At 42.3% G+C, this 22837-nt stretch carries 16 protein-coding genes; 3 read left to right on the top strand and 13 right to left on the bottom strand.

What is annotated here, in order from left to right; translation table 11 throughout:
- Positions 1-6: 6 nt before the first annotated feature.
- On the bottom strand, positions 7-327 hold the full coding sequence (locus DWX57_RS12090) for a DUF6110 family protein (protein ID WP_022217250.1): 321 nt from the start codon (positions 325-327) through the stop codon (positions 7-9).
- Positions 328-714: 387 nt separating this feature from the next.
- On the opposite strand from DWX57_RS12090, the gene DWX57_RS12085 reads away from it, so the two are divergent.
- Positions 715-1689: a putative ABC transporter permease gene (locus DWX57_RS12085; protein WP_118758030.1), complete on the top strand. Its 975-nt coding sequence runs from the start codon at positions 715-717 to the stop codon at positions 1687-1689.
- Positions 1690-1777: 88 nt separating this feature from the next.
- Here DWX57_RS12085 and DWX57_RS12080 read toward each other — a convergent pair whose 3' ends face one another.
- Both DWX57_RS12080 and DWX57_RS12075 read right to left on the bottom strand, forming a co-directional pair.
- Positions 1778-3868, bottom strand: a complete 2091-nt coding sequence (locus tag DWX57_RS12080) for a fibronectin type III domain-containing protein (protein WP_117550924.1) — start codon at positions 3866-3868, stop codon at positions 1778-1780.
- Positions 3869-3901: 33 nt separating this feature from the next.
- Positions 3902-6547 (bottom strand): transglutaminase domain-containing protein, encoded by a 2646-nt coding sequence (locus DWX57_RS12075; protein ID WP_120124429.1) that lies wholly within the window; start codon positions 6545-6547, stop codon positions 3902-3904.
- A gap of 416 nt (positions 6548-6963) precedes the next feature.
- Between DWX57_RS12075 and DWX57_RS12070 the strand changes: the two genes are divergently transcribed.
- Positions 6964-9006, top strand: coding sequence for a beta-galactosidase (locus tag DWX57_RS12070; protein ID WP_120124426.1), 2043 nt, complete (start codon positions 6964-6966; stop codon positions 9004-9006).
- Between the two features lie 286 nt (positions 9007-9292).
- Here DWX57_RS12070 and pap read toward each other — a convergent pair whose 3' ends face one another.
- The 4 genes from pap to DWX57_RS12050 all read right to left on the bottom strand — a co-directional run bounded on the left by pap (position 9293) and on the right by DWX57_RS12050 (position 14502).
- A complete protein-coding gene (gene pap / locus DWX57_RS12065; RefSeq protein ID WP_120124424.1) occupies positions 9293-10774 on the bottom strand; it encodes a polyphosphate:AMP phosphotransferase in 1482 nt (493 codons plus the stop codon).
- A 788-nt stretch (positions 10775-11562) separates the two neighbouring features.
- The gene (locus tag DWX57_RS12060) at positions 11563-12279 is read right to left on the bottom strand and encodes a hypothetical protein (RefSeq protein WP_120124421.1); all 717 of its coding nucleotides are present in this window, start codon (positions 12277-12279) and stop codon (positions 11563-11565) included.
- On the bottom strand, positions 12279-13649 hold the full coding sequence (locus tag DWX57_RS12055) for a Mur ligase family protein (protein WP_022215873.1): 1371 nt from the start codon (positions 13647-13649) through the stop codon (positions 12279-12281). Before DWX57_RS12055 ends, DWX57_RS12060 begins: the two co-directional genes overlap by 1 nt.
- Before the next feature lie 91 nt (positions 13650-13740).
- Positions 13741-14502, bottom strand: a complete 762-nt coding sequence (locus tag DWX57_RS12050) for a helix-turn-helix transcriptional regulator (RefSeq protein WP_120124419.1) — start codon at positions 14500-14502, stop codon at positions 13741-13743.
- Between the two features lie 180 nt (positions 14503-14682).
- On the opposite strand from DWX57_RS12050, the gene DWX57_RS12045 reads away from it, so the two are divergent.
- A complete protein-coding gene (locus DWX57_RS12045) occupies positions 14683-15714 on the top strand; it encodes a glycoside hydrolase family 5 protein (protein ID WP_118649767.1) in 1032 nt (343 codons plus the stop codon).
- Between the two features lie 82 nt (positions 15715-15796).
- On the opposite strand, the gene rlmD is transcribed toward DWX57_RS12045, so the two are convergent.
- The 6 genes from rlmD to DWX57_RS12010 form a co-directional block, all read right to left on the bottom strand.
- On the bottom strand, positions 15797-17161 hold the full coding sequence (gene rlmD / locus DWX57_RS12040) for a 23S rRNA (uracil(1939)-C(5))-methyltransferase RlmD (protein ID WP_120124417.1): 1365 nt from the start codon (positions 17159-17161) through the stop codon (positions 15797-15799).
- Positions 17162-17172: 11 nt separating this feature from the next.
- The gene (locus tag DWX57_RS12035; RefSeq protein WP_015533662.1) at positions 17173-17715 is read right to left on the bottom strand and encodes a prolyl-tRNA synthetase associated domain-containing protein; all 543 of its coding nucleotides are present in this window, start codon (positions 17713-17715) and stop codon (positions 17173-17175) included.
- A gap of 147 nt (positions 17716-17862) precedes the next feature.
- Positions 17863-18360, bottom strand: coding sequence for a low molecular weight protein-tyrosine-phosphatase (locus DWX57_RS12030; protein ID WP_120124415.1), 498 nt, complete (start codon positions 18358-18360; stop codon positions 17863-17865).
- A 547-nt stretch (positions 18361-18907) separates the two neighbouring features.
- Complete coding sequence (locus tag DWX57_RS12020) at positions 18908-19369, bottom strand: hypothetical protein (RefSeq protein ID WP_120124410.1); 462 nt, start codon at positions 19367-19369, stop codon at positions 18908-18910.
- Positions 19370-19397: 28 nt separating this feature from the next.
- Entirely contained in the window at positions 19398-21974 is a 2577-nt protein-coding gene (locus DWX57_RS12015) for an N-6 DNA methylase (protein WP_120124407.1), read from the bottom strand.
- On the bottom strand, positions 21967-22146 hold the full coding sequence (locus tag DWX57_RS12010; protein ID WP_120124404.1) for a type II toxin -antitoxin system TacA 1-like antitoxin: 180 nt from the start codon (positions 22144-22146) through the stop codon (positions 21967-21969). Before DWX57_RS12010 ends, DWX57_RS12015 begins: the two co-directional genes overlap by 8 nt.
- Positions 22147-22837 lie beyond the last annotated feature (691 nt).

The raw sequence follows: 22837 nt of genomic DNA, 5'->3' as shown, positions 1-22837 counted from the left end.
TACTGATTACTCTTCTACAGTCTCCGCTGCATCAGCGCTCTCAGCCTCTGTGCACTCAGTATCCTCAAAGTCAGCCTCTGCTGCCTTCTGTGCTCTTGCCTCGTTGATATCCTTTGCTCCTGCGTAGATATCACCACAGTTCTCCTGGATAGTATTTGCTGTCTTCATGACACAATCCTTTGCTCTAAGAACACCAGCTGTACAATGTGTATATACGTTCTTTGCATCCTTGCTTGAGAGAACCTTGATACCAGCTGTTCCAAATAATACTCCACCTGCAAATATTCCAAGCTTCTTCCAGTTTACCTTCTTTAATGCCTTCATCATGATTTTGTCCTCCTTGATTATATATTTATTCTGATTAATGATATGACCACTTATACGCATGATAGATTATATGACAGGCTTCGCCGTGATTCGATTTTTCTAATCACGGTTTGTTCAATCAAACTCTCCTTAACGTAAAAAATGCATTCTCGATCTTCGTACTGTAGAAAGAGTCTGCATCTGTTTCGTGGCTTTTTATTTGCTGTAAGTATAGCACTGTCCCCGGCGTTAGTCCAATATAACATTCGCAATTTAAATGACTTTTTTTCTCAATAAGTATCAACAAGCTATCTTACACTTGTGACATTTTGTAAGGTTGCTTTTTTTCCTTCTATATACTATCTTATTACTATTGGCAAAGTCATATATACAAAGGAGATTCCATGTATGGATAATTTCAATATCAAAAGTATTCTGGTAATATTATTTTTATTTTTCATAGGATGCATCATGGGCTGGTGCATTGAAGTCATATTCAGAAAGTTCTTCTCCAAGAGCAACCCAAGCCACAAATGGATCAACCCGGGATTCCTCATCGGACCTTACCTGCCTCTCTACGGTTCAGGCCTGGTGGTGCTGTATCTCCTGTCCCTGATCCATATAGATGCTGTTGACGCCCATCCTGTTTTGCAAAAGGTTCTGGTGGTACTGATCATGGCCATCGCCATGACCGTTGTGGAATACATTGCCGGACGTATATTTATAATAGGAATGAACATCAAGCTGTGGGACTACTCAGATGAGTGGGGCAATATACAGGGCATCATATGTCCGCTGTTCTCATTCTTCTGGGGTGTGATCGCGGCACTGTACTATTTCTTCCTCCATCCACACATACTGAACGCTGTGTACTGGCTGGCGGATCACCTGACATTCTCCTTCTTCATCGGTTTCTTCTACGGGGTATTCGTGATCGACTGCGTTGTATCATTCAACCTGATGAACAAGGTGAAGAAATTTGCGAAAGAGAATGATCTTATTGTCCGTGTTGAGGAACTCAAGTCCCGACTGGCTCTGGATCGTGAGAAGTTCAAGGAGAAGCCAAGCTTCCTTCTCTCTCTTCACGATACAGCATCGATCAAACGAGCATTTGAGAATAACCCTGAAAGCTTCTCCATAACAAAGAAGATCAAACTGAAGGCTGAGGAGCTTACAGAGAACGTAAAGGAAAAAAGCGCTGTGATAAGTGAAAATCTCAAGGAAAAGAGCGAGGTGATCACCGAGGGTATCAAGGCTGCCGGAACTGAGGCAAAGGCCCGCATAGGCGAGACCCTGAATCGAAATGATTCATCAGATGTGGCCGACACAGATCTGTTCGATAATTCCCACAGGGACATAACAGAACACAAGAATGAAAAATAATATCATTCTAAGCATATAACAAAAGCAAAAATACCATGTACAGGCGAAATGCTGTACATGGTATTTTTTTACGTGCTCTATTTACTTTTTATCTGTACTTGACACTAGCCTTCTTGTAGGTTCCTGCCGTCTTTCCTTTGTATGGTTTTACAAAGTATGTGTACTTTGTTCCTGACTTCACACGGCGGTCAAGATATGTTGTGGTCTTTGCTTTCACAACCTTCACACATTTGAATCTGCCGCTGCCTGTCTTTTTGTATATCTTATAGCCGGCGGCTCCCTTTGTCTTCTTCCAGGAGACTCTTACTCCCTGTGAGGTATTCTTTGCTCTTGCGGTCGTGCAGCCTATATAATACTGGCTCTTTGCCTTGGAGCCGCCCTTTGTATAGCTGTTGTATGCCGATACTCTGTATGTGTAGGTCTTTCCTCCTACAACAGATCTGTCTACCATTGATCTCACAGAGCTTCCCTTCACCGTCTTTATAAGTCTGTATGCACCCTTGCCTGTGCGTCTGTATACCTTATAACCAGTGGCTCTTGAATCGGTATTCCAGGTAAGGCTTATTCCCTTACCTGTATTCTTCGTTTTGACCGTCACCGTCGCAAGCTTCAATTTGTCGAGTGTGACATTCTTGGTATATCCGCAGTTGCTGCATTTGTACTTCTGCGATCCCTGGGATGTGAATGTCGGCTGTTTTGTAACCTCTCCCGCCTGCCATTTGTGGCTCATACATGCTCCGAGATAGTAAGCGTCCTTTCTTGTACAGGATGGAGTGTCGGAAACCCAGATCACAACATCATTTCCGTAATATCCCATTCCATATATGTTTACACCTGATACATACTTCTGTCTTATGTCATATATAGCCCACGCCTTGCGCTCATTTACCTCAAGATCTATCCATGCAACATATCTCGATGTGCAGAAATAGAGCTTTTCCTGTGCAAGGAACAGTGTTCCATACTGTTTGTTAAGTGTCGTACCATCTGTATCCAGCCATTCATCCTGCCCGGTAAATATCGTTGTATTTACACCGTTGCTGAAGCTGTACTTGTTTATCTGATAGTATGATGACTGGCTGCCCTGCTTTATGCTGTACCAGTAGCCCTTTCTATAAAAGATGACCTTCTCAACGCCATTCCAGAACTGACCTTTTTCATATCGCTTATCCGTGGCATTGCTGTATGTTCCCTTCCATACATTTCCCACCTTTGTGTCATATCTGCCAAGATAATAATCGCTGCTAGCGGCCTTAGTCTTACTGTTCAAGGTGTCAAAGCTTACAAGGAAATAATCATGCATCGACCTTCCCGGTATATCACTTGCGGGATCATCCCAGGTTGCGTCAACGTGATACCACTTTCCACCTATATTTACAACATTCCACGCATGGTTTACATACTGGCTTGTGGCAACTCCACTCGGAACCCCGGCTTTCCTGAGAAAATACCACATGGTCTCCGCATATCCCTGACACACGCTGCTCCTCTTAACCAATACACCATACATATCATACATGTGGTCTCTTCCGGTTGTTGGATCAAATTCCTTAGCCCCGCTGGTGTCATATGCAACTGTGGATGTCAGGAACTCATGATATGCAAGCACGATCTCTGCCGGCTTCATGTTCTTTGTATTTATCTGCTTGTTCACTTCCGCTATGGCTGCATCCAACTGCTTCTTTTCGGTTCGGGCATTTGGCTTGTATGAGAACTTCAGATACACGACCTTTCCTGTGGTCTGGTCATACAGATAACTGTATCTTGCCACATACACGACCTCGGGATGCGCATTCATTGCGGTTGTGACTACATTTGCAACATTTCGTGTGGTCAATCCCCAGCTCTTTACATTGAGTCTCGGTGAAAATTTCTCCACAGCGCCGACAATGGCACTCTCATATTTCTTTGAATTTGCCGCTGCCAGTGACGCTTCCGATGAATCCGATGCTTCATCTTCTATTATCTGTCCGCCAAATTGCAGGATACCTGAAGTATCGCCCTCCTGCTCAAGCAACTGACCATAGCTGCTTTGTGATGAGTCATACTGTTCCTGAGTATCTTCCGCAAATGCTGGTATTTTTCCGCCGTACAGCACACACGCAGCGATGACGCCCACCACAAATATCATCCTGATACGCCGCACAGCTTCTGTGAGTCTTACATTTTCATATTTCATTCTTTTTCTCCCTTATAATTACGCAGTAAGCATCTACCTTTTTATTCTCTTCTGCGGTGACGCTGCACTGTATGTCTTATTATTCACTGCCTTCACAATGTAATAATAAGTCTGACCTTTCTTTGCCGTTTTGTCTGTCCAACTGAGAGTTTTCGCTGTTACAGTCTTGACTGCCCTGTATTTGCCTGTTGGTGTCTTTCTATACACAATGTATTTTTTTGCACCGGCAGACTTTTTCCAGGAAAGTTTCACTCCCTGTGCTGACTTCCTGACCGTGACAACCGGAGCCTTGATGTAGAGAATACTTGCCTCTGTATATCCACTGAGTACATTTCCATTATATGCCTTTACACAGTAGTAATACCTGTTTCCTGACTTGACTGTCTTGTCTACATAGCTTGTCGTTCCCGACTTGACTGTCTTGATACATACATATCTTCCCTTTGCGGTTCTCCTGTATATCTTGTAGCCTGACGCCCCGGCAGATCTGTTCCAGGTAAGTTTTACCGCTGAAGTCTGCTGTGCGGCCTTTACTGTTACCTTTGTGAGCTTCAGCTTTGCAATTGTGACCTGCTTTGCTGCGCCACATGTCTTGCACGTATATTTCCTGACTCCTGTAGCTGTATATGTAGCTTTCTTAGTAACCGTTCCATTATCCCATGCATGGGTCGTACATGCAAGCTTGGCTATAGTCTCGGTCTTTGTCTCGCCACAGTTTGTACAGGTGTACTTTCTTGTTCCCTCTGTCTTGTATGTTGGCTGTTTTGTCACTACTCCGGCATCCCATGCATGATTTGTACATACAAGCCTGGCTATAGTCTCAGTCTTTGTCTCGCCACAGTTTGTACAGGTGTACTTTCTTGTTCCCTCTGTCTTGTATGTTGGCTGTTTTGTCACTACTCCGGCATCCCACGCATGCTTTGTACATACCAGCTTGGCTATCGTTTCGGTCTTGGTTGTTCCGCAATTCTTACACGTATACTTCTTGATTCCCTCTGTCTTGTATGTCGGCGCTGTCACAACCTTGCCGCTATCCCACACGTGGCTCGTACATACAAGTTTGGCTATCGTTTCGATCTTGGTCTCACCGCAGTTTATACAGGTGTACTTCTTGGTTCCTGTACTTGTGTAGGTCGGCTCCTTTGTCACCACTCCAGCATCCCACTTGTGGCTTATGCACATCTCGAATGTATACTCGGCATACTCCTTGTTATACTTGCTTGAATTGCTTGAATCCTTAGTTTTCTTTATATTAGGAGAATCTGTAATAAAATACACCAGCTTACCATACTGTTCTCCAAACGCATATAAATTATTTCCTGTTGAACTATTATACTGTGTTCGTATATTTATAAGCTCTGTAGGAATTACATTTGTCGATGTTATATCTATCTTGTTCAAGCTATCCGGAGTAGTAAAATATAAATTATCACCTCGGAGATATATTGAACTGTAAACACCGGGATAATACCCACCACTCGGAGTTGTCCATTTTGCAGTGCCCGAATACAAAACCTTGTTTATGTTAGTCGAATACTGGTACTTATTTATGTTAAATGATGTTTTCGAACTGCCCTCACTTATGCTGTACCAATAACCATCTTTATAAAAAATAGCTTTCTCAATACCATTCCAGAACTTACCACTCTCATAAGTAGTGTCCACCGCTGTCGTATATGTATCTCCCCACTGTGCGCTGACAACCATATCCGTTCTGTCCTTAGTGTGGTTGGTTAGCGTATTCTTATTCATTGTATCAAAGCTGACAAGGAAATAATCATGATATGATCTTCCAGGCATATCCCACACCGGATCGTCCCAGGTTGCATCTATGTGATACCATTTTCCATGTATCTTAACTATGTTCCACGCGTGATTGATATTTTCACTTGATGCGACTGCACATGAAAGGCCAGCCTCTCTTAGCAGATAAAACATAGTCTCAGCATATCCCTGACACACACAACTATGTTTAACCAAAGCTCCATACATATCATACCCGTGATTTGCAGCGATTGTTCCATTGAAATAATCCTCATATGCATATGCAACTGTGGATGTAAGGTACTCATGATATGCAAGTACTATCTCTTCATCGGTCATTCCACTGATATCTATCTTGCTCTTGACTTCCTGAAGTGCAGCATCAAGCTCCTGCTGCTCCTCCTTTGCATTTGTCAAATACGCAAATTCTATTTGGGTGATCGTGGAGCCAGAAGTCCAATATCTATAGCCTCCCGACAGACTGATAAACTCAGGATGAGAATTAATAATAGATCTTACTGCCCCGTTATCAATATCATCGCTCGTAAGACCAAGTCCCGATACATCTATATTCGTCTGCCACGCCTTGATTCCTTCAACAATAAGTTTCTCAAGTGCTGTTGCATCATACGTAGATGCCAGTGCAGCCACACCATGCTGCTGCTCGACGACAACGCCAAGTCCGCCTTTCTGCAAAGTGTCGTCCAGATCATCATATCCTATCGTAACCTGACTCTCATCTGAACTTACCCGAGTCTGATCAGATGCATATGCTTCCACTTTGCCGCCTGTCAATAGCACAACAGCCGCCGAAAATGCCAGGGCACCGATACAGATTTTTCTGCTCAGCCCCCTTAACCACTCAGACCTTATACTGCCTGCCACCGCTCTATATGATTCCCTCTTTTTTATCATAAAACTCCTCCTTAAACGATACGTTCCAACCTTATATTTCCGTTCATCCCTCAATACTTTTATTATATAGTTTTTTGACACTGTTCGATAGCTTTTTACCTCACTTTTGTACATCTTGTAGAAATTGACAAATTGCGCAACTTTGAGCAATTCATGATATCTTAATCACAAGCAATTATATCTCTTATTTCAAGCCGTTTTTCTTAATTATATACAATATTGTCCTGATGAATGGCAGTGTATATATTTTGTGTGTTTTGCACAAATTAAAATGTATTATCAAATTACAATTGAATTATTTGTCTATTTGTGCTACCTTTAAATAGTAAGTTGTGCAACCGCTTGCGCATATATTTTAACTTAGAACAGTTAATATAGAGTACATTACCTTTTATTTACAGGAGGATGACAGATAGATGAACAAAAACAAGCTTTTCCCACAGATAAATGGAATACTACACGGCGGTGATTACAATGCTGAACAATGGCTGGACCGCCCTGATATCCTGGCTAAGGATATCGAGCTGATGAAGGAGGCAGGAATGACTTCCGCTACTCTTGGTGTATTTTCATGGTCAGCATATGAGCCTGTTGAGGGCGAATACCATTTTGACTGGCTGAAGGATGTTATGGACAACCTGTATAATGCAGGCATTTACACCGTTCTTGCCACGCCATCGGGCGGCAAACCGGCATGGATGGCACAGAAGTATCCTGAGATCAGGCGTGTGGATTCCTATGATGTCCGGGAACACCAGGGTGTACGTGAGAACCACTGCATGAGCTCACCTGTATACAGAGAAAAAGTTGACAATATCATCCGTCAGCTCCACGCCCATGTGGGAAACCATCCGGGACTCATCATGTGGCATGTGTCAAATGAGCTTGGTGGCGAGTGCTACTGCCGTCTCTGTGTGAAAAGATTTCAGAATTACCTCGCAGAGAAGTTCGACCACGACATAAACAAGCTGAACAAAGCATGGTGGACCACCTTCTGGAGTCACTCATACAACAGCTTCTCACAGATTGAGCCGCCATACAAAAATGGTGATTTCAGTATCATGGGGCTGAACCTCGAATGGAAGAGATTTACCACATGGAACATGAACGATTACATGAAATCAGAGATAACGCTCCTCCGTGAACTCACCCCTGAAATACCGATAACTACCAACTTTATGCAGCTCTATGACGGTCTCGACTACAGACCGATGGCAAAGGAGCTGGATGTGATCTCATGGGATTCATACCCTAGATTCCACAATGACTACGAGAGTCTTGCGGATGTCATGGGCCAGAATACATTTGACCACGCGGTTATGAGATCCATGAAGAAGGACAAACCTTTCATGCTTATGGAGAGTGCTCCGGGGCTTGTAAACTGGCATCCATACAACAAGCTGAAGAGACCTGGCATACACAGACTGTTCTCATACAACGCAATCGCCTGCGGTTCTGATACAGTCCAGTATTTCCAGTGGAGAAAGGGCAGAGGCTCATTTGAACAGTATCACGGTGCCGTTGTTGACCATCTCGGAACAAATGACACCAGAATATTCAAGGAGGTTGCCGCCCTCGGCGCAGAGCTTGATGGGCTCTCCGAGATAACCGGCACACTCATCAGATCAAAGGTTGCACTGCTGTTCGACTGGGACAATATGTGGGCCATAGATGATGTCAAGGCTCTGGGGCAGGAATCAAAAAAATATCCTGAGACCTGTATGTCTGTATACAAAGAGCTGACAAAGCGCGGCGTTGACGTGGACGTCATTGCATCCGATGAACCACTCGACGATTACGATGTGGTTGTTGCACCTATGCTCTACATGCTGAGAGATGGCGCAGCCGAGTCTCTTGCCGCATTTGTAAAGAGGGGCGGACAGCTTCTATCCACTTACTTTACGGGCTATGTAGACAAGGATCAGCTCTGTATACTCGGTGGATTCCCGGGAAATGGACTTGCAGATGTATTTGGAATCATCAGTGAAGAGATAGACACCCTGTATCCATCTGACAGAAACAGCGTGAGCTTCACAGATGGCAGTTCATGCGAACTCCGTGACTATGCTGAGATCCTGAGAGTCGGAACGGCGGATGTACTTGGAACCTACGATTCTGATTTCTACGCCGGAAATGCGGCAGTGACAGTGAACAGCTACGGCAAAGGCAAGGCCTACTACGTAGCTGCAAGAATAGATTACAGCAAACTTGGTGAGATCATGGAGCGGATGCTGGCAGATGCCGGAATAGCAACCAAATGTCTGCCTGACGGAGTTCAATATCACCGCAGATACGCAGATGACGAAACCTCATATGGTTTCTACCTGAATAATACCGATGAACCTCAGTCCATATCCGATGTTCATGGAACCAATATTCAGACTCAGAATGTAGTTGATGGAGAGCTTGAGTTAACCCCGCTCGGAGTCGCCATCATCAAAGAAAAACAATTAATATAATTATGGTAATGACTTATCTTCCTGTCTTACCCTACAGGAAAATATAGTTTTTATATTTTGCAGTCTGCCTGTTGCTAAAGCCGTACCTCCCTCCTGGATAATATCTGAAATTTATCCTTTGCGGTCATACACGCCAGGCGGAACATATACCTTAAAACCTTTTTAAAAGGCGGTGATACCTTAGTATGGTGTATCACCGCCTCGTGTTTTTTGTACCTTTACTTATATCTGTCACAAATGCGTTATATCATTCTGAGTATCGAGTGATCGCATCCGGCGCCCATCATTAGTTGTCGAGATGCTCCAGCTTATCCTCTATCGCCTTGATAACGATCTTGAGGGCTTTTATTCTGGCATACTTCTTGTCATTTGACTCCAATATGTGCCATGGCGCAAAGCTGGTGTTGGTCTTTTCCAGCATCTCATCCACCGCAGTCTCATAGTCATCCCATTTGTCACGGTTGCGCCAGTCCTCATCTGTGATCTTCCAGCGTTTCTCAGGTGTGTTCTGTCTGAGTGTGAATCTCTCAAGCTGTGTATCCTTGTCGATCTGAACCCAGAATTTGATGACGATCGCACCCCAGTCGTGGAGTTCCTTCTCGAATTCATTTATCTCGTTGTACGCTCTCTGCCAGTCATTTTCCGAACAGAAGCCCTCAAGTCTCTCAACCATGACTCTGCCATACCATGTTCTGTCAAATATCGCCACATGTCCTGACTTAGGAAGTCTTGTCCAGAATCGCCACAGAAAATGCCTTGCTTTCTCATGCGGCTCCGGGCTTGCTATAGGATTTACCACATAACCTCTCGCATCAAGTGCCTCCGCTATCCTCTTGATATTTCCACCTTTGCCTGCCGCATCCCAACCTTCGTAGCCTATGATAACAGGTATCCCCTTCTGGTAAAGCTCATTGTGCAGTCTGCCGAGTTTCTTCTGCAGCTTGTCAAGTTCCTCCTTGTACTCCTCATCCGTCAGTTTCTTGTCGAGAGACACCTCGGAAAGTTTCGGGATCTTCTTGAGCGCAAATGTATTCTGCAGTATAGGTACAGCATGCCCCTGATTGAGCAGCGCAGTATCTATTCCCTGATTGATGATATCGAGTATCTGAAGTTCTGCCCATTTTCTCTCCTTTGCATCTATCATGTACCACGGTGCATTTGACAGATTGGTGTCATACATAAAGCTGTCAAATGCCTCAAGATACTCGTCATACTTTTTGTTCTGCTTCAGATCATGCTTAGACACTCTCCAGCTTGTAGTATCATCTTCAAGAAGTGTTTCAAGCCTCTTCTTCTGCTCATGCTTGTCTATCTGGAAGAAAAATTTCATGACCAGATATCCGTTGTCCGCCAGAGTCCTCTCAAATCTCTTGGTGCTGTCAACTCTCTTCCGGTATTCCTTGTCTGACAATTCTCCAGACATCTTGCCACCTACTATGTCCCTCATCCATCCACCATCCAGAAATACAAACTCCCCCTGTTCCGGTATTCTCGTAAAATACTTGTACAGGAATGGTCTGCGTTTTTCCTCGTCTGTGGAATATTTCACTGACTCAACGTTGAAAAATCTCGGATCCATATTCTTTATGATCCTTCCCACAAGACTTCCCTTACCTGCGGCTCCCCAGCCCTCAAATATGACAAATACAGGTATCTTACCTTCCTTTACCTTGATCTGATTGCGCGTCAGATTCTCTCTGGCGATCTTTAACCGTGCGTCTATCTCCTCATCTGTTGGACGCTCCGGTCTGTTCCAGTCCTTTAACATGTAACCCACTGCTCCTTTCACGTTGTCTCTTCGTCTGTTTTTATGAATAATATACCCCAATTTACAGAAACAAATGCCGCTTCGCATTTACTAATACAAATGCCGCTTCGCGTCGCGCATTTTTCTTCTTGCTTTTTGCAGACTCGAACCCTCGCGCTGCCGCGCTCCATGTTCGGCTCCGCCGAACGGGTTCTCGTTGATATCGCAAGAAAAAAACAAATGCCGCTTCGCGTCGCTTGTTTTTTCTTCTTGCGATATCATTATACTACTTTCTTTTGAGTTGATACATCTGAAAAAACATTAAGATATGTGAGGAAAATGAATGTTGCGAAGGTAAAATTCATATGATATAATGTCAGCAGACAAAGATACTAATATTTTCAAGATGTACTAACCCATAGTACAACAAAAACCCCAGTAGCGCCTACTACTGGGGTTTTCTCCGTCTTTCAAAGGCGACGTACTCCTTGGGCTGATTGCCAGCTACCTGTCTCTGTCCAACCACTTGCAGATATAGTATGCTACTATACTAGCCACAACAGAAATTCCGAAAGATACTAATAAACTCAACAAGACATACGCCCCCTTTCCTAGCCTGTCTAGGGGTGGCAACATCTGTATTGTGACATATTATCTTTTTCTTTTCAATGGGTTTACATAACTGTACAAAATGTATAGTTTTATACATTACTACATATAAAATCCCCGGCAGCATACTGACATGTGTCCTGGATTTCAGGTACATATCAAAGGCCACCGGGGCTTAATTATCACTATAATTCTCTATATTATGACAGCTCCAGATCAGGCTTGCCATACTCAGCAAGCTTCACATCATATGCCTTGCGCATAGCTGCCTCAAATGGTATCTCTTTCATAGGAGCATCCAGTTTTTCCAACAGATAATGTACAAAATCAGGATTCTGAATGAGCAGTGGTCCATGAATGTATGTCGCAATTACTCTGTTCTTGCAGATTCCCTCATTCATGGTATCAGGATTGCTGCCCTGTCCGATCTCCACCTTGCAGAATGTCATATCATCAGGTATTCCGTAAGTGTGGGCAAATCGGCTTGTGTATCCGATGAGTGTCATATCGTTGAACTTCGCCTTGATGAGCGTGTTGAAACGATTCGGAGTCTGGCGGACTGAGTACATGCCCGGAACAACGCCAAGTCCTGTAACTCTGGTTCCATCCTCTCTCTTGATATAATCACCAAGGAGTTCCATGGAATTGCCAACCAGAAGGAAAAGCGCCTTTCCATCCTTCATGCATGCTGCGATCTCGTCCTTGTACTGCATCAGTCTGTCAAGCACGAGCTCCTGGCTCTTCTCGCTCATGGAACACATATACACCATGTCTATATTCTCTTTGAGGAAGAGTGGCTTCTCATTAAGTCCTGTTGCCACAAATTCCGCATCCGGCAGACATTTCTGCAGGTACATTGTATTTCCTTTGTCACCGTAGAGTGTACATATTTCCGGATATAAAATCTCAATCTTCATTATTTGTCACCCTCCAGTCTCTTGATTATCTTCTTCTTCATCTCACATGACATTCCGTAATTCTCACAGTCGTACAGGATGTATATTCTGTCAACACCATCTATAGTCACATCGTCTGCCGCAGCGACCTCGCTGAGATTTGTGAGTATCTTCTCCTCAGGGATACCAGCCAGTAAGCATCTCACCTTGTGGTCGTAGCATCTAGGTCCTGTGCAGATGACCTGTACAACATCATCCCTGTTGAACTGCTCATACTCCAGATCGTATATCCAGCCTGAGAACTCTATACTCTTCTGTCTGTCCTCAAGATCGTCCATCGCAAGGAGGATAGCCTTCTTGCCCTCCTCATTTGCCACATACTCAAATGTTCTGGATGAAGAAACCGCACTCTGCCCCTTTGAGAGCGCCTGGATTACTGTAACACCATTCACTGTGGTCTCGTTGTGGCGGGAATCCGGTATATGGATCTGACCCATGAGTTCCTTGATTCTCTCAGCCGAGAGACCGATTTCGCGCAGTGCCGAGATAACTGTAACTTCATTATATATATTGAAGAGAGCTGTATGGATCAGCGGATAAACTGTCTTCTTGTCTCCCTCCTGTATAGTAATTGTCATCTTCTCTCTGTCTATGTCGGTTGCCAGATACTTCTTGTCTGGTGAGTGAAGTCCACACTTCGGGCATACCACATCGCCGATGTGATGATATCTGAGGTAATTGTACTTCAGCTTCTCGCCGCAGTTAGGGCAGATCTGGTAATCCGCGATAAGGTTGTATGGCTCGGTCTTGTCATCAGGCTGCTTGCCGATTCCATAGAACACTCTGTAGCTGTCTTTCTTCAACATGCTTGAGCAAAGCTCGTCCGCATTCAGGATAACCTTTGCAGAATCAGGGCAGTAGGTATCTATGACACTGAAAATATAGTCAGGGTGAGCATTTCTCTTGAGTGAATCTCTGAAAAGTCCTGTTACAACAAGATAATCCGGCTTCACATATGGAAGTATCAGCCTTGAAGCACGCTCGTCCACCTCAAATACAGTGGCATCCACTCTGACCTTTCCCGTAAATGTAAGGCTGTTGATGACATTTGTCGTACAGCCAGGGACGATATTGGAACCTGTTCTGTTGCTGACAACTCTTCTTCCATCCTTCTCCAAAACATCAGTTATCAGGTTACTACAGGTGGTCTTACCATTTGTTCCTGTGACACATATCGTAAGCGGTGCCTTGGGCGCCTGTGCCAGGAAATCCGGACATATCTTCAGGGCGATAACTCCAGGTGTATGCGTACCGTTCCTACCCAGGAGCTGGATGAGTCCCTTGCTCAGTTTGGCGGCTGCGAGAGCCACATGAAATCTAAAAGATGACATAGCTATTCATTCTCCTTATATATACAAATAAAACTCATGTAATTCTACAACCTTTGACAGATGTTGTCAATTATACCAGCACATAACAAGACTATGATTTCGCCTCTTTCCAGTGTTTCCTGTAATTTATCCTGCGATATGAATTCGGAGTCGATCCATATTTTGTCTTGAAGCATTTTGCAAAATAGCTTCCGCTGGCAAATGCCAGATACTGCGATATCTCCGTACAGGAAAAATCTGAATACAGAAGCATATTTCTGGCAGTCTGAAGCTTCTTCTCCATGATGTAATCTGAGATTGTCTGACCGACCTCCTTATGAAATAATTTGCTCAGATAAGAGCGTTCCACTCCCACAAATTCTGCCACTTCCCGCACATCTATCCGCTCATGCAAATGGTCATATACGTAATCCATAGCCTTGACACAGTGTGGCGATATGACTGTTTTCTTCTTCACCCGGCGCATCCTTTTGGCATAATCCATGATTATCTGATTATGTATCTCTATGACCTGCTGCGTGGTCTGTGCTTTGTCCAGCTTATTAATATAGAAGTCACTGAGATTGTAGCTTTCCATCTCCTCCATGCCCTCTTCTATGCAAAATCTGGATATCATCGCCACAAGCACGATCTCGTGATATCTTCTGTTTCGGACTTTATCCTCCGACAATATTCCCCTGGCTGCCAGAACCTCGGCATCCTCCTCTCCTGCGAGGAGCATACCCGACAGTGCCTTCACATTGCCACTGCTGACAAGCTGATAGAAGTCAAGTTCACTGTCGTATGTCGGGTGCGCCAGTCCGTATTCTCTCTGTACAAACTGCTGTTTTACGATCTCGTTCGATATATTCATGGTTCATCCTCCTTTCTATTATATTACTATAGCATAATTATTATATTAATGACACATTTGTTGTATTTGCATAAAGCTGCAAATGCTACTATAAAGTCACAGAAAACGAAACTGATAAGCACTCCCGAACGGCAAATGAGTGCAATATATATTTTATTATTTCACAGGAGGTTAAAGATTATGAGAACTTTAGACGGATTCAAAAAAGGCGTAAATTTAGGTGGATGGCTTTCACAGGGACCACTTGACAAGGAGCATCTTGACACATTTATCACAGAAAAAGATATTGCAAGAATAGCATCTTGGGGACTTGACCATGTTCGTCTTCCTATCGATTACGATAATTTTGAAAACGAGGACGGAAGTGATAAGGAATACGGCTACGCTTACATCGATTCATGCATTGAGTGGTGCCGGAAGTACAAACTCAACATGGTCCTTGACCTGCACAAGACATATGGATATATATTTGACGATGAGGCTCATCTTCTTGAATTCTTCCATGAGAAGCCTCTTCAGGAGAGATTCTACGGAATGTGGAGAAAGCTCATAGACAGATATGCAAAGGATGCAGACATAATGATGTTCGAGCCGCTGAACGAGGTCGTAAGTCCGACCGTTGTAAACGAGTGGAACGAAATATCAAGCAAATGCATCGAGATCATCCGTGCGAAAGCACCTACTGCCAAGATCCTGCTCGGTGGGGTTGGCTACAATGCTGTTACATCTATAAAGCTTCTCCCTCATCACAACGATGAGAACATAGTTTACAATTTCCACTGTTACGAGCCAATGGTATTTACCCACCAGTCTGCTTACTGGGTAACAGGTATGCCTTCAGATTTTCATATCGAATATCCGGGGGATTTCAATGACTACATGGAGAAATCCCGCCAGATCGAAGGGTGTATGCATGGGGCCATCACCGAGAGTAGCCTTGGACTTAATTCCATCGGACCTGATTTGTTCGAAAAAATGTTTCTCGACGGCATCAAGGCTGTTGAAGAAAGAGACGGATTTATGTACTGCGGCGAATATGGTGTTATAGATCAGGCACCACTTGACGGAACTCTGAACTGGTACAAAGATATCCATTCTGTATTTGAAAAGTACGGAATAGGCCGCGCCGCATGGAACTACAAAGAAAAAGACTATGGTCTTGAAGGCGAACACTACGCTCCTATCATCGATGAGCTTGTCAAATATATGTAACGTGATTTAATTTACGATAAAACCTTCCATTTTTATAAACGAAGCCGGTTCTCACTCATAGAGAACCGGCTTTTTGTTAATTTTATCCACGATGTACCGCACCCGCCCTTGTGAGGAGCACCACGATCTCTACCCCGCGGGTGAGCGGGAACATGTCCACAGGGGTCATCTTGATTACCTGATAGCCGTGCTTTGTCATATATTTCAGATCCCGGGCAAGACTCTCCGGGCCGCAGGATATATACACAACCCTTTTAGGTCCAAGTGTGATGACCGATGACATGAACTCCTCTGTACTTCCAGATCTCGGAGGATCCATGAATACCACATCTATGCTGTCACCCTCCTCAGCGACATCGACCATAAATCTGCCGGCGTCGTTGCTGTAAATATCAACATTCTGTATCTTGTTCATCTTCACATTCACCCGGGCATCATGCACTGCTGCCTCATTCAGCTCCACGCCGATGACCTTCTTTGCCCGGTCGCTTGCAGCTATGCCTATGGTTCCTATACCGCAGTAGGCATCTATCACAGTCTCCTTCTTCTTGAGATCCGCATACTTGATAGCTTTTCCATATAGAACCTCAGTCTGCTCCGGATTGACCTGATAGAAGCTGCCCGGCGATATACGGAAACGCTTTCCGCACAGAATATCCTCTATATGCCCCTTGCCGTAAATGACCTGGTTCCTGTCTCCAATGACCATGCTCGTGTCCTTCATGTTGATATTCTGGACAACCGTTGTGATCTCCGGATGAGCTGTCACAAGTGCATTTGCAAGATTCTTCTTGGACGGAAATACCGGCGATGCGGTGACTATGATCACCATGATCTGTCCGGTCTTTCTTCCGACTCTTATCTGCAAATGCCTAATAAGTCCGGTTCCTGTATCCTCGTTGTATATCTGGAGCTTGAACGACTTTATCAGTCCGGCAAATGTTCTAATGATGGCCGCAGCCTTCTCATCCTCCACATAACAGTTCTCGACTGGAAGTATATTGTGCGTCCCCTCCTCGTACACCCCGGAAATTATTTCTCCGCTCTTCATTCTCCTGAATGCCGCAGTGACCTTATTCCTGTAGTGATACGGATTCTCCATGCCTATTATCTTGTCCACAGGACCAAATACGCTGAGCAGGTCATCTATATACTTCTGTTTCTCGGCGAGCTGCTGCTCATATGGCATATCCACATACTGACAGCCACCGCACAGGTGGGATATAGGACATTTGCTGTTCGGGTTGAGCTTATATTGTGATGAGTGTGCCTGTCGCGATTTTCCCTGTACATTTTTACCTTTGCTTCCTGTTTTTATTTGTTTCTCTCCACCTGTTACATCGTACTTTCTGCTATGTGTCTGTCTTTTTCTTTCGTTTACGCTGCCACTCGTTTTATTGTTTTCTTCTCTGCGAGGCTTGCCCCCGTTTCTTCGCTCTGCCATCATTTTTACCACTCCTATTCTCCAGTGAGCGTCACCTTGATCATATCGTGGTGAACCGCCTCAAGAAACTTTCCAAATATATCCTCCGTCCTGACCTTCATACTTGATGTGTTCACACACGGATGGCATCCAAGATACTCGCCCTTCATAACATCCTCGTCAACAAGCAGCTGCACATAATTCTCATGGTCATTCATGAGACCCATGACGCTGACCGCCCCCGGCCTGATATCCAGATACTTCTCCATATCCTCCGGCGATGCAAATGAAAGTCTCGCGCTGCCTATCTGCGATGTGATCTCCTTTGTCTTGAACGGCTTGTCGCCCGGCATCATGAGCAGATAGAACTGTGTCTTCTGCCTGTTGCACAGAAACAGATTCTTACAAATGGTTGCCCCAAGCACCGCATCTATCTCGCTGCAAACTTCCATTGTGTCTGCTGGAGCATGATCTGTGCGCCAATACTCTATTCCGTGATCATCAAGGAAATCATAAACTCTGATCTCCCTCTCAAGTCGTCCTTCATTTGTATCCGGTCTGCCTTTGTATAATTCCATTTGTTTGTATGCCCTCCGTTGGTGGTTTATATATTTTCTCTCATGCATTTATGCGTAAATCATATCACGTTTCTTGTGGTGTTGCCATATAAAACAAGCAATATAAAATCAATATAAAACCATGCCTTCGAGAGTGTAAACACATATCTACAACCTATTGCCTTGCCTGAGATAATCAAGAAAACCCTCACATCCCTGACACACATCCCTGTATGTCTCATCAAATCGTCCCGTATACCACGGATCAGCTATAGACTGTCCGTGCCTTCCCGCATAATCGAGCAGCAAATGTATCTTGTCCTGGTAGTCCGGACCGGTTATGCGCATTGTGTTCCTCACATTTGCTGTATCTGCGCAGAGCAGATAATCATAATATTCATAATCCTGCCTTGTAACCTGCCTGGCCCGCTTGCCACTAAAGTCTGTATAAACCGTCTTACCTATGCCATGCGCCCTCAGCACTTCCTGCGCCGGTGGATATATCGGATTGCCTTTTCCGCCCCAGATCTCCTCAGTGCTGGTGGCCGCAGAGGCTATATCAAATTTATCTGCTATACCGAGCTTTTCTACCTTGTCCTTGAGGACGAACTCGGAGATGGGGGAACGACATATATTGCCGTGGCAGATGAATAATACCTTTATCATTGTTAAAACTCCTTGTATTTTCGGCATTTCTTAAAGTTTGCATACCTCTTAACTCGGCATATTATATGCATAAAATGGCATATTATTTCAAGCAAAAGGTATAAAGTAAGGTATAAAATATTGCATTTTATACCTTGAATTTTTCTCGAAAATACGGACTTTTTACATAACTTTTAATCTTGCGATTTCAGCTTTGGCATGCAAGAAAGATTTTCTCTCAGATTTTATCGACTTTGCCAACAAGAATAATTCTTTTCATATGCTAAACAACACAATAAAGAATGACCTTGTTGAGAATAGATTTTTGCCAATGATGAAGAAATTTATGCCCGATGCTTCTTCCCTCGGTCTTAGAGTTAAAAACCTAATTTTCGAGGATTTATCATATTGCGCAGCTCTTGTTTGTAACCGTAACATTGACAATCCAGAATATAGGAAACAGCTTATAAATGCATCCTCGGATTATATTCTCCGGTTGGAAGATATACAGCTTACGCAAAACAAAAAGGAAACGGAGCTGAATTGATTTCAGAACCGTTTCTTTTTCTTATTCATTTACATATAACATTGAACTTCTTGTACAAGAAAGAACGTCTACAGCCCGTTTTCCATTGCTTACAAGTTTTAATCGTTCTGCCTGTGTTTTAGATATTTCCTTAATTTCCACGATTTCAAACCATGTTCCACTCAAAGAATCAACCAACCATAAATCTTCATCGTTCAGCATCTCATTATAGTACTTCGGAAATATCATATTTCGTTTAGGTTCACCTGAATAATATGCTTTAATTATAGCCTTATAAAATTTTTCTCCTTCAATTTTGGGTGAGCGCAAGTACATTACTCCGCCATACTCATACATTTTCTGAAGCTTATTTTCTGGAATACATTTTCCTACCTTAAGCATCCATACAGAACCCTTATTTTTTATAATGCTATTATGTTCTCGTATAAAATCGTATTTCTTATAACTTGAATATCGCAATAAAAGCATTGAATTCTCATCCATCTAATTTATCTCGCCACCTTATACTTTCTTAGTTAGAAGTTTCCTCAGATGCATCCTTATATTTTTTCAAATAATCCGAAACGTCTTTAACTCGTTCCTTCTCCAAATCCGATATAAATGATTCCATAAATTCAAAATCGATTTTCCCATCTTTACACGGTAATTGAACTTTAGTTTTTCTAAATTTCGTATCAACGCTTCTGACCAAAACAGATAATAATACAGGTTTTTGGTTATTTAGAACAACTGTCATAAACGGAATTGCTTTTTCTGGTATCTCTATTTTTGCTGTTATCTTCCTTACAAACTGTCCAGCATACCAATCTTTTTTTCTATAAAAGAAATCCATCTGAAGCAAGCCCAAACTCCATGTTCCAGCTTTATTTATATTTTCTTCGTTTATAAAACCTGTTTCCTGCAAAACTCCCTGATTTGTCGATGTACGTGTAACATAATCGTATTGAGTTCCCGGAACAAGGCTATCGGAATTGAAACTAGATGTATTATCAATATCAAACAAATCACCTAGAACAAATTCTTTCCATTCTACAGATGATAACCTTTCATCCATCGACTTTTCATTTTTTTCAGTCTTTAAAATAGTTGATATTTCAGCAGTTAAATAATCACTAACCGTATTCCTGAATGCATCTATCGAAGGTCTTGTTTCAACAGGAGCTGTTTGATTCCAATCATCTCCTTTTTCAATATCTATATGCCCTTCGTAATACTCTCTCTCACTAAGTAGTTTTCTTTTCTGAGAACCAAAACGTACTAAATCAACAACCTCTTGATATCTTTCTTTAGCATTGTTGGTATCTCTAAGATTACTACTGGATTTCCTTCTATTTGTTCGTGTATATCCATCGTTAGTGAAATCTATAAACTTTACAATATCATCATTCTGATGAGCTTCTCCTACTCTAAAGACATATATATTTGTGGGAACATTTGATTTCCCTACAAATAAGTCAGCTGGCATTTTGATACTTGCCAGTAACGTACTGTGTTTCAGAATGCTTTTGTTATATGAAACAGCTTTTCCAGAGCCAGCGGAATTCTGAATAATAATCGCCGCATATCCCTTTGACATCATGGACAAAGCTTTTTCAACAAAGATCATTCCGTTACCAGCTGCTGAGTATGGCGGATTTAGTATAAAAGCATCCGCAGGGAACTTTTTGTCAGTATTCCCAAATCCATAGTTTCCGTTAAAGTCCCTTAATGAATCTTTATTTAATATATTTGAACTACCATCACCCATAAGTATCATATTAAGAATCGCCAACATATATACACTGGATAATATTTCCAAACCCAATAATTGATTTGCTTTTATTTCTGCAGATTTAATCGCTAATTCATCAGGAGATTTAATCTTTGCTTTTGCATCAATTAGCATCTCATTCATAGCGGCAACCAACAAACCTGCAGACCCTGTAGCGAAATCCCATACATATGAGTCCTTATTTACCCTCGCAAGTTTTACAAGAAGATTTGCAACATACGAAGGAGTAAGAACTACATCATTAAGTTTATCTTGAGTAAATCCAAGCCAACTGTACATTTCATTGAACAGTTTTCCTGTAAAATCCGTAGTCAATCCAATCTTGTAATAGATGCCTAAATCATCTACTATTTTTGTAAATACCCTCTTTAATTGACTTTCTCCATTCTCGACTTTATTGATATTATCTGTAGTTAGAGTATTCTGCAATGTTCTTATAATGAGTTCACTTTTTTCTTTTGGCAAGTTCTTCTCATTCAAGAACGCAGTTATCTTCCTAACCATAATATCGCCATCCTTATTTTCTGCTTCAGAAGACGATTTTAAGTCGCTCTTTTCTAGCGGTGCTACTTTTCCCGGTATTCCTAATGTTGAAATAATAGACGCCGCAACCAGATATACCCTATCATTTTCGCCCAATCCTTTTTCGTTTTGGTAAATATCATTATTTAGCTTTACCAGACTTGCATCTATTTCTTTTTCTCTCTTTTCTCTAAGTTTTTCTAGTTCCTTAGGTGATAGTTGCAAATTTCTTATTTTTTCAATAAAAGAATCGAAGTTTTCTGTCTTGAGAAATGATAAATCTGTATAATCATCAATTTTCTGTCCAACACCATAATTGCTTCTTGATACATAATAAACTCCCATTGAATAAAGGAGTTTACCGTTTTCATCTTTGTAACCTGTAATACCTATAGCAATAATATCTGTGTAACTTGTATAGTGAAGTAACGCATTTGCATAATGAACCGCACCATTTACAGCGTAAGAATTTATGTTTTTATAAATAGGTTCATTTTTGGTATTTCTATTCTCAACTTGTCCATTATCGTCAAGCTTTACAAGTTTATCCTTATAACCCTTATATTCAATTAGCACAGGATAATAATTCATGTTTTTATCCTGTAATAACAGTTTTGCATCTGGTCTATTTCCACCAGAGCCACCACTTTTCGAATAGTATTCATCTAAAGCCTTATCTATTTCTGTATTAAGACTTGCTTGTTCTAATTTGTAATCAAGACCATACGATTTCATCCAACCGTTAGCCAAATCAGCTATATCTGGTTCAACTGATTGTATCTTTTCTTTAGCCATTTTTCTGATTCTCCTTCTCTTCATTTTCAGAAATAATCCTCGTTGCTTCAATCAAAACCGTTCTTCTAACAAACTCACTATAAGATGCATACGATTCTAATCTAGCCGCTTGTTTGAGCTTTTCTAATTCTTCTTCACTTACTCTTATACTCATAGAAATCGTCTTATTCATGGTAAAAACCTCCTAATGCAATTATATGTCAAACGTAGCACATTATCAATACGATTCGCCACACATCAGATATAAAAATAGAATCCCCCAAATATGAGGGATTCCATTTATGAACGTGTTCTCTCATTTTGTCGTAAATCGGTCGTAAATTTCGACCTTAACCGCCTGCAACTGCATATTTTACGCCATTTCTTACGATAAAGACTTCATTGTCGGGAATAATAATATGTCTGTCTTCTTTACAATCAAAACCAAGATAGTCTTCAAAAATTTATACACCAATCGGTATAAATAAGGTATAAAATCTATATACTTCGCCTAAATCTTACTTAATTACAACATCCTTTCGCTTACCTTAAGATGTTGCCGTGGCAGATGAATAAAACTTTAATCATAAAATTCTCCTGTTCTGAAATGCCCTGTATTGCCGTGTTTTGCGTTGATTTATCGACTTTTCCGGGCATCGTATTTTTATTTTCTAAAACTACACTTTTTGCAAAATAATGCAAAACGGAGCAAACGGATGCCTTGTGTAGTAGTCAAATCGTAGTCAGTTAAGGGGGTTCAGACTACTGACGGGGGGGTGCATTATTTATAATTTTAATGTTAATCCTCGTTGTCTAATTTCAACTGATTTTCGTAACCATATAATATCTCCCTTATATCTACTCTACTCCAACAAAAATGGCCT

This window comes from Coprococcus sp. AF19-8AC, from assembly GCF_003603115.1.
Lineage (GTDB): Bacteria > Bacillota > Clostridia > Lachnospirales > Lachnospiraceae > Coprococcus > Coprococcus aceti.
This window is presented reverse-complemented; position numbering and strand designations above follow the sequence as displayed.

Excerpts from the sequence above, each read along its gene's own strand:
- DWX57_RS12010 (WP_120124404.1), bottom strand. The coding sequence starts at position 22,146 with ATGAATAAGACGATTTCTATGAGTATAAGAGTAAGTGAAGAAGAATTA.
- DWX57_RS12015 (WP_120124407.1), bottom strand. The coding sequence starts at position 21,974 with ATGGCTAAAGAAAAGATACAATCAGTTGAACCAGATATAGCTGATTTG.
- DWX57_RS12075 (WP_120124429.1), bottom strand. The coding sequence starts at position 6,547 with ATGATAAAAAAGAGGGAATCATATAGAGCGGTGGCAGGCAGTATAAGG.
- DWX57_RS12050 (WP_120124419.1), bottom strand. The coding sequence starts at position 14,502 with ATGAATATATCGAACGAGATCGTAAAACAGCAGTTTGTACAGAGAGAA.
- DWX57_RS12060 (WP_120124421.1), bottom strand. The coding sequence starts at position 12,279 with ATGAAGATTGAGATTTTATATCCGGAAATATGTACACTCTACGGTGAC.
- DWX57_RS12045 (WP_118649767.1), top strand. The coding sequence starts at position 14,683 with ATGAGAACTTTAGACGGATTCAAAAAAGGCGTAAATTTAGGTGGATGG.
- pap (WP_120124424.1), bottom strand. The coding sequence starts at position 10,774 with ATGTTAAAGGACTGGAACAGACCGGAGCGTCCAACAGATGAGGAGATA.
- rlmD (WP_120124417.1), bottom strand. The coding sequence starts at position 17,161 with ATGATGGCAGAGCGAAGAAACGGGGGCAAGCCTCGCAGAGAAGAAAAC.
- DWX57_RS12030 (WP_120124415.1), bottom strand. The coding sequence starts at position 18,360 with ATGATAAAGGTATTATTCATCTGCCACGGCAATATATGTCGTTCCCCC.
- DWX57_RS12035 (WP_015533662.1), bottom strand. The coding sequence starts at position 17,715 with ATGGAATTATACAAAGGCAGACCGGATACAAATGAAGGACGACTTGAG.
- DWX57_RS12055 (WP_022215873.1), bottom strand. The coding sequence starts at position 13,649 with ATGTCATCTTTTAGATTTCATGTGGCTCTCGCAGCCGCCAAACTGAGC.
- DWX57_RS12070 (WP_120124426.1), top strand. The coding sequence starts at position 6,964 with ATGAACAAAAACAAGCTTTTCCCACAGATAAATGGAATACTACACGGC.
- DWX57_RS12085 (WP_118758030.1), top strand. The coding sequence starts at position 715 with ATGGATAATTTCAATATCAAAAGTATTCTGGTAATATTATTTTTATTT.
- DWX57_RS12080 (WP_117550924.1), bottom strand. The coding sequence starts at position 3,868 with ATGAAATATGAAAATGTAAGACTCACAGAAGCTGTGCGGCGTATCAGG.
- DWX57_RS12020 (WP_120124410.1), bottom strand. The coding sequence starts at position 19,369 with ATGGATGAGAATTCAATGCTTTTATTGCGATATTCAAGTTATAAGAAA.
- DWX57_RS12090 (WP_022217250.1), bottom strand. The coding sequence starts at position 327 with ATGATGAAGGCATTAAAGAAGGTAAACTGGAAGAAGCTTGGAATATTT.